The 16785-nt window shown below is 72.1% G+C and carries 14 protein-coding genes; 7 read left to right on the top strand and 7 right to left on the bottom strand.

Features of this window, described 5'->3' with window-relative positions; all coding sequences use genetic code 11:
* Positions 1–75: 75 nt before the first annotated feature.
* Both ACIOC1_RS33495 and ACIOC1_RS33490 read right to left on the bottom strand, forming a co-directional pair.
* Positions 76–1689, bottom strand: a complete 1614-nt coding sequence (locus ACIOC1_RS33495; RefSeq protein WP_401858078.1) for a rhodanese-like domain-containing protein — start codon at positions 1687–1689, stop codon at positions 76–78.
* A gap of 26 nt (positions 1690–1715) precedes the next feature.
* Positions 1716–2492 carry an SDR family NAD(P)-dependent oxidoreductase gene (locus tag ACIOC1_RS33490; RefSeq protein ID WP_401720650.1) on the bottom strand — a complete coding sequence of 259 codons (777 nt, stop codon included), beginning with the start codon at positions 2490–2492 and terminating at the stop codon, positions 1716–1718.
* A 439-nt stretch (positions 2493–2931) separates the two neighbouring features.
* Between ACIOC1_RS33490 and ACIOC1_RS33485 the strand changes: the two genes are divergently transcribed.
* From ACIOC1_RS33485 to ACIOC1_RS33470, 4 genes are all read left to right on the top strand, one after another.
* Positions 2932–3861, top strand: coding sequence for a LysR family transcriptional regulator (locus tag ACIOC1_RS33485; RefSeq protein ID WP_355347507.1), 930 nt, complete (start codon positions 2932–2934; stop codon positions 3859–3861).
* Between the two features lie 202 nt (positions 3862–4063).
* Positions 4064–5272, top strand: coding sequence for an acyl-CoA dehydrogenase family protein (locus tag ACIOC1_RS33480; protein ID WP_391052094.1), 1209 nt, complete (start codon positions 4064–4066; stop codon positions 5270–5272).
* Positions 5273–5345: 73 nt separating this feature from the next.
* Complete coding sequence (locus tag ACIOC1_RS33475) at positions 5346–6314, top strand: SDR family NAD(P)-dependent oxidoreductase (RefSeq protein WP_401858073.1); 969 nt, start codon at positions 5346–5348, stop codon at positions 6312–6314.
* 130 nt (positions 6315–6444) lie between these two features.
* Positions 6445–8103, top strand: a complete 1659-nt coding sequence (locus ACIOC1_RS33470; protein WP_391052099.1) for a DHA2 family efflux MFS transporter permease subunit — start codon at positions 6445–6447, stop codon at positions 8101–8103.
* Position 8104: 1 nt separating this feature from the next.
* Here ACIOC1_RS33470 and ACIOC1_RS33465 read toward each other — a convergent pair whose 3' ends face one another.
* From ACIOC1_RS33465 to ACIOC1_RS33445, 5 genes are read right to left on the bottom strand one after another with little or no spacing between them, the layout of a single operon-like run.
* Positions 8105–9184, bottom strand: coding sequence for a serine hydrolase domain-containing protein (locus tag ACIOC1_RS33465; RefSeq protein ID WP_401858070.1), 1080 nt, complete (start codon positions 9182–9184; stop codon positions 8105–8107).
* Complete coding sequence (locus ACIOC1_RS33460; RefSeq protein WP_401858068.1) at positions 9181–10113, bottom strand: DUF6895 family protein; 933 nt, start codon at positions 10111–10113, stop codon at positions 9181–9183. The genes ACIOC1_RS33465 and ACIOC1_RS33460 overlap by 4 nt, the downstream gene beginning before the upstream one ends.
* On the bottom strand, positions 10113–11096 hold the full coding sequence (locus tag ACIOC1_RS33455) for a DUF6895 family protein (protein ID WP_401858065.1): 984 nt from the start codon (positions 11094–11096) through the stop codon (positions 10113–10115). The genes ACIOC1_RS33460 and ACIOC1_RS33455 overlap by 1 nt, the downstream gene beginning before the upstream one ends.
* Complete coding sequence (locus ACIOC1_RS33450) at positions 11093–11809, bottom strand: hypothetical protein (protein ID WP_401858063.1); 717 nt, start codon at positions 11807–11809, stop codon at positions 11093–11095. Before ACIOC1_RS33450 ends, ACIOC1_RS33455 begins: the two co-directional genes overlap by 4 nt.
* Before the next feature lie 14 nt (positions 11810–11823).
* Entirely contained in the window at positions 11824–12012 is a 189-nt protein-coding gene (locus tag ACIOC1_RS33445) for a hypothetical protein (RefSeq protein WP_188280008.1), read from the bottom strand.
* Between the two features lie 432 nt (positions 12013–12444).
* Between ACIOC1_RS33445 and ACIOC1_RS33440 the strand changes: the two genes are divergently transcribed.
* From ACIOC1_RS33440 to ACIOC1_RS33430, 3 genes are all read left to right on the top strand, one after another.
* Positions 12445–14664 (top strand): NADP-dependent isocitrate dehydrogenase, encoded by a 2220-nt coding sequence (locus tag ACIOC1_RS33440; protein WP_355347483.1) that lies wholly within the window; start codon positions 12445–12447, stop codon positions 14662–14664.
* A 223-nt stretch (positions 14665–14887) separates the two neighbouring features.
* On the top strand, positions 14888–15970 hold the full coding sequence (locus ACIOC1_RS33435) for a Dyp-type peroxidase (protein WP_355347480.1): 1083 nt from the start codon (positions 14888–14890) through the stop codon (positions 15968–15970).
* The gene (locus tag ACIOC1_RS33430) at positions 15967–16785 is read left to right on the top strand and encodes a family 1 encapsulin nanocompartment shell protein (protein ID WP_355347477.1); all 819 of its coding nucleotides are present in this window, start codon (positions 15967–15969) and stop codon (positions 16783–16785) included. The genes ACIOC1_RS33435 and ACIOC1_RS33430 overlap by 4 nt, the downstream gene beginning before the upstream one ends.

Below are 16785 nucleotides of genomic sequence, written 5' to 3'. Positions count from 1 at the left end.
GCGGTGTCGACCGGCCGGATGGTGAGGGGCCTGGCGATGGCGGTCATGAGCGTGTCCTCACAGGGGGTCAGTGCCTCAGGCGAACTTCTTGAACGGAACGGTGTCGTCCTGCGCCAACTCGGCGACCAGGCCGAGCTCCCAGGACAGATAGCGGCGGAATCCGGCCTTGCGGTCCTCGGGGTCGCTCTCGCGCCAGCCGGAGGCGACGACGTCCTCCGGGGCGTGCAGCCACTCGGCCCGGTCGGTCTCCACGGGCAGACCGGCCGCGCGCCACGCCGCCGTGCCGCCGTCGAGCACCCGCACCGGACGGTCGGTGGCCGCCGCGAGGTCGGCGGCGGCGTAGCGCGCGAGCACCCCGTCGGAGGAGGTCAGCACGACCGGCCCGGTGCCGGGCAGCTCGGCCGCCGACGCGGCGAGGCGGGCGCGGATGGCGAACCGGGCGCCGGGGACGTGGCCGGTGCGGTACTCCGGGCTGGGCGCCACGTCGAGCACGAGCCGGGTGTCGGCCGGGGCGCCGTCCAGCTCCTGCGCGGTGACCGTCTCGAAGCCGCCGGACGGCGGGTCGAGGACGGGCCGCGGCACCGGGCCGGTCTCCAGGTCGACGCCTTCCAGGGCCCGGTCGAGGACGAACACCTGCGCCCAGCCGATCTGGGCGATCCAGGAAGCGGCGACCGCGGCCCGTACGCCGTCGTTGTCGACGAGGACCACACGGGAATGGTGCGTGCCGACGTGCCGGAACACCCACGGCGCGACATCCCAGCTCGGCGCCGACAGGGAGCCGGGCAGGTGACCGGCCTCGAACTCCTCGGGCGTGCGCACGTCCAGGACGTACAGCGAACGCGTGTCGTCCTTGCCGAACGCCGCGAGCGCCGCCGCGTCGATGTGCTCGATCCCGAAGCGCTCGCCGAAGCGGACCGCGCTCTCCCGCGCCGCCTCCAGCGCCGCGCCGGTCGGCGGCGCCACCGAGGACGTCTCGCCGTGGTCGAGTTCGTGCCCCTCCAGCACCCACGACTGGGTGCCGCCCTCCAGCGACACCACCCGGTTCGGCAGGCCCGCGTTGATGAGCACCTGGGCGCCGAGGATGCTCCGCGTGCGCCCGGCGCAGTTGACCACGACGAGCGTGTCGGGCGACGACACCGCCTCGGCCGCGCGGTAGACGAGTTCGGCGCCAGGTATCGACGTCCCGCCGGGCAGGCTGTGGTCGCGGAACTCGCCGATGGGGCGGCTGTCCAGCAGCACGATGTCCTCACCGGCCGCGCGGCGGCTCAGGAAGTCCGGCACGCTGATGTGCGGCGTCTGGTACACCTCCTCGATCCACTCGCCGAAGGCCTGCCCGATGACGTGATCGCCGCCGCTGTGGACCTTGTGCCCGGCCGCGGCCCACGCGGCGAGGCCGCCGTCGAGCACCCGGACGTCGGTGTAGCCGAGCGCGCGCAGCCGGGCCGCGCCCCGCCCCGCCAGCTCCGCGTCGCCGCCGTCGTAGACGACGACCGGCGTGTCACGGCGGGGGACCAGCGCCCCCACCTTCAGCTCCAGGACGCTGAGCGGGATCGAGACGGCGAGCAGGATCGACCCCTGCGCCGCCGTGACGCCGGACTCACGGACGTCGACGAGCGCGTACTCCTGGCCGCCGTCGAGCAGCGCGCGCAACTCGTCGACGGCGATGGCGGGGGCCACGGATTCGGTCATGGGAACTCTCCTGGACTCTGGTCGGATCAGTAGTGGATGGCGCCGGGCACGCCGCCGCCGGCGTAGACGCCGTCGCCGACGACGGCCACGCTGCGCGGCGAGGCGAGGAAGGCGACCACCCACGCCACCTCGTGCGGCTCGATCACCCGGCCGATGACGTTGCCCGGCGCGGCGGGCGCCGCGCCGTCGGCCGCGCCCCCGCTCTGCAGCTCGACGTACCGCTCGGTGCGGGTGGGACCGGGGTGGACGACGGTGACGTTGACGCCGTGCGGGCCGAGTTCGTCGGCGACGTTCTTGGTCAGCGCGATCACCGAGGCGTTGCGGACCGAGCCGATCACCGAGACGGTCGAACGGGCCCCGGTGCCGCTGATGTTGATGACACGGCCCCAGCCGTTCTCGATCAGCAGCGGCGCGACGGCCTTGATGGTGCGCAGATAGCCGATCACCTTGACGTTGAGCTGCCGTTGGAACCAGGCGTCGTCGGCGTCCTGGAAGCTCGGCCCCTTCTGCGCGGGCTGCTCGGCGGCGTTGTTGACGAGGATGTCGATACCGCCGAAGGCCGTTCTCACGGTGTCGACCAGCTCGCGCACCGAGTCGTCGTCACCGGTGTCGGCCCGCACAGCGAGCACGTCGGCGCCGGTCGACTCCCTGATCCGTACGACCGCGTCGTCCAGGACGTCCCCCCGCCGTCCGGTGATCGCCACCCGCACGCCCTCGCGCGCCAGTTCCTCGGCGATGGCGTAACCGATGCCCGTGCCGCCCCCGGTGACGACGGCGCGTTTTCCTTCGAGTTCGAGACCCATGGACTTCCCCGATCGAGTGCCCGACGGCGACGCCGAGCTGCGAATAGGGCCTCAGCCTGCGGGGACGGGAAGGGGCGAACAAGAAGATCTGGCTACAGCAATAGCCGGGACCTGGCTTAACAGTGGGGTGGGCGGGGGAGGCCGGGGCGGCACTGTGCGAATCGACACGATCTAGGACGTGGTGGGAATCGGGGTGGGTGTGCGATCCTCGGTGCGTGACCGGGACGGACCTCTTCGCGCGACGCCATGTCGATCTCATGCGCGTCTGCGTCGCCGCCTGTCGTCGTTGATCCGCACCACGCCGTTGGTGCCGAAGCGCGGCCTGCCCTCCTAGGAGCGCCGCCGCTCGTCAGAATCGAACCCAGACCGCCGCCGCCGGTACCGGCCGCGCCGCGCCTGGGTGTCGTGGGGGTCAACTCGACAACATCTGAGGTCAACCATGAGCATGCTCGACCTGCGTCGCATGATGCTGCTACGCGATCTTGCCGATCTCGGCACCGTCACCGCCGTCGCCGAACGGCGCAACATCACCAACTCCGCCGTCTCACAGCAACTCCGGGTCCTGGAGGTCGAGACCGGCTCGATCCTGTTCCGCAGGGACGGGCGCACCCTGGGCCTCACCCGCAGCGGCCGGATCCTCGTGGACCACGTACGCGTCGTGCTCGGCGCCGTCGACGACGCGATGAGCGCGCTCGCGGCCACCCGCGACCAGGTCTCGGGACAGATCGCGATGGTCTCCTACAACCTGGGCATACCCGTCCTGGCGGCGCCGCTGATCCACCTGCTGAGCGCCGAGGAGCCGCACTTGCAGATCCACCTCCAGCAGGCCGAGGCCGATGACGCGCTGCGCCTGCTGCGCCAGGGCGAGGTCGACGTGGCCGTCACCTACCGGTGCGACTTCGAGGCGCAGGACCTGCTCAACGGGCTGAGCCGGGAGGTGCTGCTGGTCGAGCCGTTCGTGCTCCTTGCGCCGACCGGGCTGCACGCGCGGGTCCGCAGCCTGGGGCTCGCCGCGCTCGCCGAACAGGTGTGGGTCACCGGTCTGGCCAACTCCACCCTGGACACCGCGCTGCTGCGGGCCGCCGAGCGGGCCGGGTTCACCCCGCGGATCACCCACCGGCTGGTGACCGCCCAGATCGTCTGCGACCTGGCCGCCACCGAGGTCGTCTCGGCGATCGTGCCCCGGCTGTCCGTACCGGCGCACCTGGAACACCTCATCGTCGAGGGCGTGCCGATCGGCTACCGCACGATCAGTTCGGTCACGCGCACCACCCGCAGGAACGACCCGAACATCGCGCTCGTCCTGCGCACGCTGCGCTCGATCGGTGAACAGGCGCTGCACAGACGGGTCCTGCGCGTCGCCTCCTGACCGCGCCGCCAGGACCGCGTACCGCGCCGCGCACCCGCGCGGTCCGGGACCGGGACCGCGCCGCGGTGACGAGCGCACCTCGGCCCGACAGTTAAGCGCAGCCGCAACGACGCCGTAGCCGAACCTTGTTGATCGGCTACGCCGCCGGATCGACGCTGAGGTGCCACAGGAACCGGGTGCCACAGTGAGCAGGGGAGCACGCATGACGGAAACAGCCGAGGCCACGAGCGGTGTCACCTTCGGCTCGGCGCGACTGCGGGAGCTGATCGAGCACATCGGCGACGGCGCGATCGGGCGGGACGAGCGCGACGAACTGCCGTACGCGGCCGTCGAGGCGGCGAAAAGGGCAGGGCTCGGCGCCCTGCGGGTGCCGGTCGAACGGGGCGGGGGCGGCGCGAGCCTCACCCAGCTCTTCGAGGTGTTCATCGACCTGGGCGCCGCGGACTCCAATGTGGCGCACATCCTGCGCAGCCACTTCGGTGTGGTGGAGGGGCTGCTGCGCGGCGCCCGCCCCGAGGACGCGGTCTGGCTCGACCGTGTCGCGCGCGGTGAGCTGATCGGCTCCGCCTCCACCGAACTGGGCGCGAAGGCGGGGGCCACCGACTTCCCGTACCGGACCACCGTCAGCCGCACGGACGGCGGCCTGCGGCTGAACGGCACCAAGCACTACACCACGGGCAGCCTGTACATGGACTGGCTGGTCGTCGGCGTCACCGACGTGGACGGCGGGAGGGCCCAGGTCATCGTCCCCACCGACCGCCCCGGCGTGCTGCGCCCCAACGACTGGGACGGCTTCGGCCAGCGCTTCACGGGCAGCGGCACGGTGACCTTCGACGACGTCGCCATCACACCCGAGGACTACTTCGTCCGGGCGACCGACGCCCGCGAATCCGTCCCGTACCCCGCGACGTTCTTCCACATCCAGCTCAACGCGATGATCGCGGGCATCCTGCGCCGGGTGGCGGCCGACGCCGTCGCACACGTCCGGGCCAAGAAACGGGCTTTCTACCACGCGCCCGCCGACGCGCCGACCGAGGACCCGATCGTGCAGTACAGCGTGGGGCTGCTGCACAGCCAGGCGTTCGCCGCGCAGGCCCTGGTCCTGACCGCCGGACGCGCGCTGGAGGACGCCTACGCGGCGCACGGCACCCCCGAGGAGGCCGAGCTGTCCGCGCGCGCGTCGCTGCTCAACGCCAAGGCCAAGGTCGTCGTGGACGAACTCGCCAACCGCGCCGCGTCCGAGCTCTTCGACATCGGCGGCGGCTCGCTGGTCCGCCGCGGCGCCCACCTCGACCGGCACTGGCGCAACATCCGTACGATCGCCGCCCACAATCCGAAGACGCTCAAAGCGGTCGCGGTGGGCCGCTACGAACTCAACGGAACGCCGCTGCCGAACCAGGGCTTCTTCTAGGAACCGCCGCCCCGACACGTCCGGGGCCGCGGCGCTTGCGCTGGAGTCCACTCCAGCTCCTAGCGTGTGAGGCATGACAACGACTCAGCACGCGATCGGCTCGGGATTCGGCGCACAGACCACCGCGCGGGAGGTGCTGGAGGGGATCGACCTGACCGGCAGGCTCGCCCTCGTCACCGGCGGCTACTCCGGCATCGGCCTGGAGACCACCCGCGCGCTGGCCGCGGCGGGCGCCCACGTCGTCGTACCGGCCAGGCGGCCCGCGACCGCCAAGGACGCGCTCGACGGCGTCGACGCCGTGGAGGTCGACGAGCTCGACCTGGCCGACCTCGACAGCGTCCGCGGTTTCGCCGAGCGCTTCCTGGCCACCGGGCGCGGCATCGACATCGTCGTCAACAGCGCCGCCGTCATGGCCTGCCCCGAGACGCGGGTAGGACCCGGCTGGGAGGCGCAGTTCGCCACCAACCACCTCGGGCACTACGCGCTGGTGAACCGGCTGTGGTCGGCGATCGAGGACGGCGGCGCGCGCGTCGTCGCGGTCTCCTCGGCCGGTCACCACTACTCCGCCATCCGCTGGGACGACCCGCAGTTCGCGCGCGGCGGCTACGAGAAGTGGCAGGCGTACGGCCAGGCCAAGACGGCCAATGTGCTGTTCGCGGTGCACCTCGACCAGCTCGCCGCGCGGCGCGGGGTGCGGGCCTTCGCGCTGCACCCCGGCGGCATCCTCACCCCGCTCCAGCGCCACCTGCCCCAGTCGGAGCTGATCGAGCGCGGCCTGATCGACGAGAACGGCGAGCCGCTGGAGTCCGCCGGTCTCAAGAGCACCGAGCAGGGCGCCGCCACCCAGGTCTGGGCCGCCACCTCGCCCATGCTCGACGGCATGGGCGGCGTCTACCTGGCGGACTGCGAGATCGCCGAGCCCGCGCCCGCGGACGGCACCAGGATCGGTGTGAAGGACTACGCGATCGACCCGGACCAGGCCGCCCGGCTGTGGACGCTGTCCGCCGAACTGACCGGCGTGGACGCCGTCACGCCCCGGTAGGCCGCCCGCTCACGCCCCGCCCGCACCCGCGACCCCGCACCCCCCAGCAGCCGGTAGGGGGTCGCGGCACCGGGCGGCGTAATGTTGCCCAAGGCAAACAGAGCAGCATTACGGGAGAGGAAGCAGCACCATGAGTGCTCAGGCAGACGCCGCGCCGGCCGGCACCGCGGCGCCCCCGACGGAGTACACACACCGGCAGATCATGGTCATCCTCTCGGGGCTGCTGCTCGGCATGTTCCTGGCGGCACTGGACCAGACGGTGGTCTCCACGGCCATCTACAAGATCGGTGAGAGCCTCAACGGCCTGACCGCCCAGGCGTGGGTGACCACCGCCTTCCTGATCACCTCGACGATCAGCACACCGCTGTACGGCAAGCTCTCCGACCAGTACGGGCGCAAGCCGTTCTTCCTCTTCGCCATCGCGATATTCATCGTCGGCTCGGCGCTGTGCATGCTGTCGACGTCGATGTACATGCTCGCGGGCTTCCGCGCCCTCCAGGGCATCGGCGCGGGCGGGCTGTTCTCGCTCGCGCTCGCCATCGTCGGCGACATCATCCCGCCGCGCCAACGAGCCAAGTACCAGGGCTACTTCATGGCCGTCTTCGGCACGTCCAGCGTGCTCGGACCGGTCATCGGCGGCGCGCTGGCCGGGCAGGACTCGCTGCTCGGCATCGACGGCTGGCGCTGGATCTTCCTGATCAACGTCCCCATCGGCATCCTCGCCCTGTTCGTGGTCGCCAGGGTCCTGCACGTGCGCCAGGAACGACGGCCGCACCGGATCGACTACCTCGGGGCGACCGCGCTGATCGTGGCCCTCGTACCGCTGCTGATCGTGGCCGAACAGGGCCGCGAGTGGGGCTGGGGCGCCGCGTCCTCGCTGTCCTGCTACATCATCGGCGCGGTCGGCATCGTCGCCTTCCTGCTGGCCGAGCGCCGGGCGGGTGAGGAGGCGCTGCTGCCGCTGCGGCTCTTCCGCAACGGCGTCTTCGCGGTCGGCTCCGCGCAGTCCGCGATCATCGGCATCGGCATGTTCGGCGGCATCACGCTGCTGCCGCTCTACCTCCAGCTCGTCAAGGGCAACTCGCCGACCAAGGCCGGTCTGCTCACCCTGCCGCTGGTGCTCGGCATCATGATCTTCTCGATGGTGTCCGGCCAGATCACCTCGCGCACCGGCCGCTACAAGATCTTCCCCATCATCGGCTGCGCCCTGCTGGTGGGCGGCATGCTGATGCTGTGGCAGATGTCGGCCGACAGCAGCCTGTTCTACGTGGACGTGTCGATGTTCGTCGTCGGCGCCGGACTCGGCCTGAACATGCAGACGATCGTGCTGGCCATGCAGAACGCGGTGCCGCCGCGCGACATCGGTGTCGCCACCTCCTCGACGACCTTCTTCCGGCAGATGGGCGGCACGCTCGGCGTCGCCGTCTTCCTGTCGATCGTCTACTCCGTCGTGGGCGGCAAGATCGGCTCCGCCTTCGCCGCCGCCAAGGGAGGAGAAGCGTTCCAGCAGGCCGCCGCCGCGCACCCGGACCAGCTCAAGACGCTCACCTCGGCGTCCTCGGGCAGCACCGGCACGCTCAACGACACGTCGTTCCTCAGCCATGTCGACCCGGCGCTCGCCCACCCCTTCAAGACCGGCTTCACCGACGCGATCAACGTCGCCTTCCTCGTCGGCGCGGGCGTCCTGGTGATCGCCTTCGTGCTGTCGCTGCTCATCAAGGAGGTCCCGCTGCGCACCACGGCGGGGGACTTCTCGCAGGAGGAGAAGGTGGAGGCGGCGACCTCCTGAGTCAGGGCGTGTCCGTCGGCTCGCCGCACAGCCGGTACAGCAGCGCGTAGGCCGTCTTGACGATGCGGCAGCCGCGGTCGTGCCGGGTGGCGCATCCGGCCACCGCCGTACCGGTCGCCGGGTGGAAGCCGAGGAACGTCTGCTGCCCGAAGGTGGCCCCCGCGTGGAAGAGCAGGGGGCCACCCGGCGCCGGATGGCGGTACCAGGTCAGCGTGTGCGTGTTCCGGTGACCGAGCCCCCGGCGCAGTTGCGGGACTTGGACGTCGCGCAGCGCCGCCTCCAACGCCGTGCCGCCGGGCCGCAGGTGCGCCTCGGCGTAGCGGAGCAGGTCGGTCGGTGTGGACCGGACCCCGCCCGCCGCCGTGAAGGCCGCCATGTCGGTCGGCGGCAGCGGCGTACGCCCGTCGGTCCGGTAGCCGACCGCCGCGAGGACACCGCCCGGCCCCGTCGTGGTGCCGTGCAGCCCCAGGGGCGCCAGCACCCGCCCCGCCAGCAGCGTGCCGTAGTCCGTTCCCGTGGCGTGTTCCATCGCGGGTCCGAGCAGCGCGATGCCGAGGTTGGAGTAGTGCCAGCGGCTGCCGGGGGCGTGGCGGGTACGGGTGTCCGCGAAGGCCCGCAGCAGCCGTCCGGTGTCGTAGCGGGCGTAGCTGTTGGTGTACGGCCGCAGCACCGCGCCCGCCACCAGGTCACGCGGCACGCGCGGCAGCCCCGAGGTGTGGGTCGCCAGGTGCCGCAGCGTGATCCGCCGCGCGTACGGGTGGGGGAGCGGCAGGTCCGGCAGGTGCGCGGCGAGCGGGTCGTCGAGACCGAGTACGCCGTCGCGGGCGAGTGCCGCCAGTAGCAGCACGGTGAACGTCTTGGAGAGCGAGCCGAGTTCGTACCGCGCCTCCTCGCGCGCCGCCCGCGGCGGCGCGCTGCCGCCGCCCACCAGTGTCCGCCGTCCCGCGCGGGAGACGGCCAGCACGACATCGGGCGCCCTGACCTCGGTGACCGCCCGCTCCAGCAGGTCGCGGACCGGCGCGCCGTCGGCCGTACGGTCCTCGGCCTCGTCCGGCGCGAGGTCCACCGCCGTGGCGCTCACGCGACCGCGTCCGCGTCCGCCGACAGCGCGCGGGAGGTGGCCATCGCGGAGGCGAAGGCGGCGACCAGCGTCGGGTGGTGCACCTGGTCGAAGACCTCGGCCGCGTTCCCGTCCGGCATCCCGTTGCGCACCGGCATCGCACCGCTGTCGGACTGCGCGGCGGCGTACCGCTCCCACACCTCGCCGTCGAGCGCCGGGCGCGGCAGACAGGCGTCCACGACCAGCAGTTCGCCGAGCAGGTCCCAGTGGGCGAGGTCGGCCCAGTCCTCGGTCCAGGCCGGGAGATACCGCGTCAGGTAGTCGACGATCGCGGGCGGGATGCGGTCCGGCGCCTCGCCCCAGTTGGTGAGGTGGAAGACGGTGTGGGTGAGGTCGTACGCGATGTGGAACTGCACCGTCCAGGGCTCCGGCGTCTGGCCCAGCCAGGTGCGCTCCACGGCCAGGTCGAAGTCGCCGCTGGGCACCAGGCCCAGCTTGCGCTCGGCGTTGAGCAGGCCCAGGCGCCGGTTGGGCACCATCTCCAGGGCCCGCCAGGACGCCGTGCGGCGCGAGAGGGCGACCGCGTCCTCCACACCGGGGTGCCGGTGGCCCAGTTCGTAGAAGGTCGCGTAGATCTCCAGCGGCACGGGGGAGAGCGGTTCGTCGCGCTGGAGCGCCGCCAGTACGTTGCCGCCGTCCAGCAACTCGCGCCAGGCGAAGTCCAGCAGCCGCAGCGACCGGTCGCGCTGCCGTGACCCGGCCACGCCCTCGCGTGAGAGCACCCGCATGTTGATCGCCAACTCGCCGATGGGCTTGAGACGTTCGATGACCGCGCCGCTGGTGGCGCGGTCATCGTCGGTGAGCCGGAAGTGCTCCCGGTTCGCGTCGAGCCAGGCCAGCGCGCGCTCGCCCACCTGGTGCAGGAGCGCGGGGGATGCGGCCGTCGTCATCACGATGCTGCCTCGCTTTCCAGGACCGGGCGCCGTACGCCCGCGGTCGGGCCCGCCGGCCGCGTCGGGCCGATCCGGGCCAGGGTGGCCGCGAAGGCGGTCACCAACGTGGAGTGGTAGCAGGCGGTGAACGCCTCGGCGGCGGCCGTGCCCGGCGGCGGCGCGGCGCCGATCTCGGGCACCGCGCCGTCCGCGCCCTGCGCCCCGGCCAGCAGCCGCCAGGCCGCCGCGTCCGGGACGGGCACGGGCAGGCAGGCCGCCACGGCGAGCAGTTCGCCGACCAGATCCCACAGCTCCTCCTCCAGCCAGCTCTCCAGCCAGGACGGGATCCACAGCCGCAGATACTCGGCGCGGTCGGCGGGCATCCGGTGCGGGGCGCGGCCCCAGTCGGTGAGGTGGAAGACGTCGTGCGTCACGCCGTAGGCCGCCTTGCGGTCCAGCGTCCACGGCTCGACCGCCCGGCCGAGTCCCGTCATGGCCAGCACCGCGTCGAAGTCGGCGTGGTGGCGCAGCCCGATCCGCCGCTCGGCGTTGAGCACGCCGAGGGTACGGGTGTGGTCCTCGCGCGCCACCCGCCAGCCGCGCAGCCCGGTCATGGTGCGCACCAGTTCCTCGACGCCCGGATGGCTCAGCCCGGTCTGCGCGAAGACCCCGTACAGCTCGACCGGGTAGGTCGCGCGCGGCTCGCCGCGGATCAGGTCGCCGAACAGCTCACCGTCGCGCGTCTCACGCCAGGCGAAGCGGAAGAGGCCGTCCGCGAGGTCGCGGACGGCGGGCAGCGGGTGGTGCGTACGGATGAGGTGACTGAGTTCGGCCAGCTCGCCGAGGGGTTTGAGCGTGGTGTTGGGATCGGCGTCGGTCGTCACGTCCGGGGGCAGCCGGAAGCACGGGCGCATGCCGTCCAGCCAGGTGAGCGCCGAGACGGCCATGCGGTCCAGCGGCTCCGGGCCGGCGCCCGCCGCGGGGACCCGGCCGCCGGTCACGAACCGCGCCCGTGGAAACGCGCCGCCGCGGTGATGTGCAGCGCCACGCGGGGGTCGTCGCCGCTCATCTGACGGACGAACACCAGGCCGCTGTCCAGACCGAGCGAGTCCGGAACGTCCGGCAGGCCCGCCAGCCAGCGGCCGAGTCCGGCCGCCTGGAGCCAGTCGCGACGGCGGACCGCGCGGACGAAGCCGCGGGCCAGGTCGTCGGTGCGCTCCGCCAGGCACCCGGCCAGCGGGGTGTCGAGCCCCGGCAGCGACAGCGAGGCCAACTGCGAGGCCCGGTGGGCCAGTCGCGGCCACGCGTCGGTGGCGGCCCACCGCGTCGCGGCGGGCGGCTCCGGCGGCCGGCCGTCGGCGTCCGCGGGCAGGAAGGCGCGCGCCGCCGCCGCGAGCCCCCGGTAGCTCCACACCGACACCTCGGAGGCGTCGGCCCCCGGCGGATAGGCGGCGAGCGCGGCGCGGACGAGGGCCTGATCGGCCGTGCCCGCCGCGCCGCCCGTGTCATGGGCCGGGCCGCGGTCCAGCGCGTACGGCGCCAGTACGTCGGCGCCCAGTACCCGGATCGCGGCCGATGCCACCGCTTCGCCCTGCGGGAGTACGCGCGACAGCGCATAGGAGCCGCCCCCGCCCCGAAGGGCGAGGGCGACTGCCTGTGCGACGTCGGCGACCACAGCGCTCAGCGGGGATGTCCCCTGCGCCTGCTCTGCCAACGTGACCCCTCAGTTCAGGACGCGTCCGTCTTCGTCGGACGGGGGGTCGGGGGCGAGATCAGCAGAAGTCCTGCGAGGAGCAGACCGCCGCCGCACTCGCGCGTGTCGCGGTAGATGCCCTCGGGTTCCGCGGAGTCCAGCAGTCCTTCGACCTCAGCGGCGAGGACCGCCGACTCGACCGGGGCTGTGAGATCCGAGTTCATGGAATCATCTCCTTGTTCGGCTGGATCTCCTTCAGCATGGCCGAGGTTCCAAAGTGCCGCAAACGGAACAAATCGCCCAGGCGGTGACCCGTATCGCGGCCCGCGCGACACCGGCGCGTACGGCCCGGTCCGCGCCCCGGACACCGCGGCTCTTTCCTCGCCCGCGCGGCATCCGTCGTGGCCCGACGCTCCCGTACGACCGCGCGGGGAAGGGGAGTTCACGGCCATGAATATTGTCTGACAAGTGAGGTCGGGTGCCCGGCGCTGCCCGACGCGGGACCTCTGACCTGCGCCGGGACGCCGTCATGCGGCGCGCGTACGGCGGTATCCGGGGCGTCCGCGCGGGGCGCGGAGGTGGGGGCGGGTAGGACACGGGTCGGTCACGGGATATCTTGATGTCGAGCAATGTTGCAGACCTGGACGGAGTGACCGGTGGCTGACTCGACCATCATCTACACGCATACCGACGAGGCTCCGGCCCTGGCGACGTACTCGCTGCTGCCGGTGATCGAGGCGTACGCCTCCACCGCCGGGGTCACCGTCGAGACCCGCGACATCTCGCTGTCGGGGCGGATCATCGCCGTCTTCCCCGAGTACCTGCGCGAGGACCAGCGGATCGACGACGCGCTCGCCGAGCTGGGTGAACTGGCCAAGACGCCCGCCGCGAACATCATCAAGCTGCCGAACGTCTCGGCGTCGATCCCGCAGCTCAAGGCCGCCATCGCCGAGCTGCGCGAGCAGGGCTACGCGCTGCCCGACTACCCGGACGACCCGAAGTCCGACCAGGACAAGGACGTCCGCGCCCGCTACGACAAGGTCAAGGGCAGCGCCGTCAACCCGGTGCTGCGCGAGGGCAACTCCGACCGCCGCGCCCCCGCCTCGGTGAAGAACTACGCCAAGGCGCACCCGCACCGCATGGGCGCCTGGACGCCGGAGTCCAAGACGAACGTCGCGCACATGGACGGCGACGACTTCCGTTCGACCGAGAAGTCCGCGGTCGTCTCCGAGGCCGGATCGCTCCGCATCGAGCTGGCCGGGGACGACGGCAGCACCACCGTGCTGCGCGAGTCCGTACCCGTACTGGCCGGTGAGGTCGTGGACGCCGCCGTCCTGCGGGTCGCGGCGCTGCGTGAATTCCTCACCGCCCAGATCGCCCGCGCCAAGGCCGAGGGCGTGCTGTTCTCGGTGCACCTCAAGGCCACCATGATGAAGGTCTCCGACCCGATCATCTTCGGCCACGTCGTGCGCGCCTTCTTCCCCAAGACCTTCGCCGAGCACGGCGCCACGCTCGCTGCGGCCGGTCTCACCCCGAACGACGGCCTCGGCGGCATTCTCAAGGGTCTGGAGTCGCTGCCCGAGGGCGCCGCGATCAAGGCGTCCTTCGACGCCGAGCTCGCCGAGGGCCCCGAGCTGGCCATGGTCGACTCCGACCGCGGCATCACCAACCTGCACGTGCCCAGCGACGTCATCGTGGACGCGTCCATGCCCGCCATGATCCGCACCTCGGGTCACATGTGGGGGCCTGACGGCCAGGAGGCCGACACCCTCGCGGTCATCCCGGACCGCAGCTACGCGGGCATCTACCAGGTCACCATCGACGACTGCCGCGCGCACGGCGCCTTCGACCCGGCCACCATGGGCTCGGTGCCCAACGTCGGCCTGATGGCCCAGGCCGCCGAGGAGTACGGCAGCCACGACAAGACCTTCGAGATCCCCGTCACCGGTACGGTGCGCGTGGTCGACGGAGCCGGCCGGGCCGTGCTGGAGCAGGCCGTCAGCGCGGGCGACATCTTCCGCATGTGCCAGACCAAGGACGTGCCGATCCAGGACTGGGTCAAGCTCGCCGTCACCCGCGCCCGCGCCACCGGCACCCCCGCGGTGTTCTGGCTGGACGAGGACCGCGCGCACGACGCCAACCTGATCGCCAAGGTCGAGCGGTACCTGCCCGAGCACGACACCGACGGCCTCGACATCCGGATCCTGCCGCCGGTCGACGCCATCGCCTTCTCGCTGGAGCGGATCCGCCGCGGCGAGGACACCATTTCCGTGACCGGCAACGTGCTGCGCGACTACCTCACCGACCTCTTCCCGATCCTCGAACTCGGCACGAGCGCCAAGATGCTCTCGGTCGTCCCGCTGATCAACGGCGGCGGACTGTTCGAGACCGGCGCCGGCGGCTCCGCGCCCAAGCACGTGCAGCAGCTCGTCAAGGAGAACTACCTGCGCTGGGACAGCCTCGGTGAGTTCCTCGCCCTCGCGGTGAGCTTCGAGCACCTCGCGCAGAGCACGGACAACCCGCGCGCCCAGATCCTCGCGGACACCCTCGACCGGGCGACCGGCACCTTCCTCAACGAGGACAAGTCGCCCAGCCGCCGCCTCGGCGGCATCGACAACCGCGGCAGCCACTTCTACCTGGCCCTCTACTGGGCCCAGGAGCTGGCCGCGCAGACCGACGACATCAAGCTCGCGGAGGCGTTCGGCGCGCTCGCCACGACGCTGGCCGAGCAGGAGCAGGCCATCGTCGGCGAGCTGATCGCGGTCCAGGGCTCGCCGGTCGACCTCGGCGGCTACTACCGGCCCGACGCGGCCAAGGCCGCGGCCGTCATGCGGCCGTCGCAGACGCTGAACCAGGCGCTGTCGACCCTGGGCTGACGCCGCGGCCACCGGGCTGACCTGTACGGATCGACCCCGGCGGACATCACCGCATCGCACATCCCCGCGCCCCGACCGGCATGTCCGGTCGGGGCGCGGGCACGAGTCCCGGTGCTTTGCGATAGTTGAGATGTCCCGCTTGTACGCGGACCCCTTCCGATCCACGGGGTCCCTGTCCGATCCGAGCCTGGTGAGGAACGCATTGACGACACAGGAGAGCGGCGTGCCCGCGGCACCGTCCCCGGCGGCGGAACCGCAGGCGGTGCTGAGCCCGCTGACCACCGCGGCGACCTTCCTGGTGGTGACCGTCGACCCCGGCGGCGAGGCCGTGGCGCGCGACCTGCTGGCCGACCTCGCGGGCTTGCAGCGGTCGATCGGCTTCGGCAGCCCCGAGGGCAGGCTGAGCTGTGTCGCGGGCATCGGCTCCACGGCGTGGGACCGGCTCTTCGCCGGACCGCGCCCCGCCGGGCTGCACCCCTTCGAGGAACTGCGCGGCGCCCGGCACCGGGCCGTCTCCACCCCCGGCGACCTGCTCTTCCACATCAGGGCCACCCGGATGGACCTGTGCTTCTCGCTCGCCACCGAGATCATGAACCGGCTGCGCGGCTCGGTCACCCTCCGCGACGAGACCCAGGGCTTCGTCTACCGCGACGCCCGCGACCTGCTCGGCTTCGTCGACGGCAGCGAGAATCCGGTCGGCCCGGCCGCCCACCGGGCCGTGCTCATCGGTGACGAGGACGCCGACTTCGCGGGCGGCAGCTACGTCATCGTGCAGAAGTATCTGCACGATCTCGACGCCTGGAACGCGCTGCCCGTCGAGGAGCAGGAAAGGATCATCGGCCGCCGCAAGCTGAGCAATGTGGAGCTGGACGAGGACGCCTCGCACGTCGCGCTCAACACCATCACCGAGGCCGACGGCACCGAGCGCAAGATCCTGCGCGACAACATGCCCTTCGGCAGTCCGGGCAGGGGCGAATTCGGCACCTACTTCATCGGTTACGCGCGCACCCCCGACGTCACCGAGCAGATGCTGCGGAACATGTTCCTCGGCCTGCCGCCCGCCACCCACGACCGCATCCTGGACTTCTCCACGGCCGTCACCGGGACCCTGTTCCACGCCCCGGCCGCCGGTTTCCTGGACGACCTCCCCGACCCGCCCGCCCGCGCGTCCGCGTCGGGCACCGCGACCCCGGCCGCACCCGCCCCCGTCACGGTCCCCGTCGACTCCGCCACCGTCGAATCCGCCCCCGCCGTACCCGACGACTCGCTGGGTATCGGCGACCTGAAGAGGAGCACCACGCCGTGAACAACCTGCATCGTGAACTGGCCCCCATCTCCGCCGCCGCCTGGGCCGATCTGGAGGACGAGGCGCGACGCACGTTCAAGCGCAACGTGGCGGGGCGCCGGATCGTGGACGTACCGGAACCGGCCGGATCCGAGCTGTCCGCCGTCGCCACCGGACACCTCGACGCCATCGAGTCGCCCGCCGACGGCGTCGCCGCGCACGTACGGCGCTCGCAGCCGGTGGTCGAACTGCGGCTGCCCTTCAGCGTCGACCGCCGCCAGGTGGACGACGTCGAGCGCGGCGCGAAGGACGCGGACTGGCAGCCCGTCAAGGACGCCGCCCGGCAGCTCGCCTTCGCCGAGGACCGGGTGATCTTCGAGGGCTACCCGGCCGCCGGTATCGACGGCATCCGCGCCGCCTCCTCCAACCAGGCGATCACCCTGCCCGACGACGTACGCGACTACCCGAACGCCGTCAGCCAGGCGATCACCGCGCTGCGCCTCGCGGGCGTCGACGGCACCTACCACCTGGCGCTCAGCGCCGACGCGTACACCGCGGTCAACGAGACCTCGGACCACGGCTACCCGATCCACCAGCACCTGGCCCGGCTCCTGGACGGCGACATCATCTGGGCGCCCGCCATCGACGGCGCCTTCCTGATCGCCGGCCGCGGCGGCGACTTCGAACTGCGCCTCGGCCAGGACCTGTCCATCGGCTACCTGTCCCACGACGACACCAGCGTGCGGCTCTACTTCCAGGAGACCCTGACCTTCCTCGTCCACACCGCGGAAGCCGCCGTCTCCCTGAAGTCCGCCCCGCGCGCCATCGCGGTCTGA

Source organism: Streptomyces sp. NPDC088197 (assembly GCF_044741185.1).
Lineage (GTDB): Bacteria > Actinomycetota > Actinomycetes > Streptomycetales > Streptomycetaceae > Actinacidiphila.
This window is presented reverse-complemented; position numbering and strand designations above follow the sequence as displayed.

Excerpts from the sequence above, each read along its gene's own strand:
- ACIOC1_RS33470 (WP_391052099.1), top strand. The coding sequence starts at position 6,445 with ATGAGTGCTCAGGCAGACGCCGCGCCGGCCGGCACCGCGGCGCCCCCG.
- ACIOC1_RS33445 (WP_188280008.1), bottom strand. The coding sequence starts at position 12,012 with ATGAACTCGGATCTCACAGCCCCGGTCGAGTCGGCGGTCCTCGCCGCT.
- ACIOC1_RS33490 (WP_401720650.1), bottom strand. The coding sequence starts at position 2,492 with ATGGGTCTCGAACTCGAAGGAAAACGCGCCGTCGTCACCGGGGGCGGC.
- ACIOC1_RS33475 (WP_401858073.1), top strand. The coding sequence starts at position 5,346 with ATGACAACGACTCAGCACGCGATCGGCTCGGGATTCGGCGCACAGACC.
- ACIOC1_RS33495 (WP_401858078.1), bottom strand. The coding sequence starts at position 1,689 with ATGACCGAATCCGTGGCCCCCGCCATCGCCGTCGACGAGTTGCGCGCG.
- ACIOC1_RS33480 (WP_391052094.1), top strand. The coding sequence starts at position 4,064 with ATGACGGAAACAGCCGAGGCCACGAGCGGTGTCACCTTCGGCTCGGCG.
- ACIOC1_RS33485 (WP_355347507.1), top strand. The coding sequence starts at position 2,932 with ATGAGCATGCTCGACCTGCGTCGCATGATGCTGCTACGCGATCTTGCC.
- ACIOC1_RS33460 (WP_401858068.1), bottom strand. The coding sequence starts at position 10,113 with ATGACGACGGCCGCATCCCCCGCGCTCCTGCACCAGGTGGGCGAGCGC.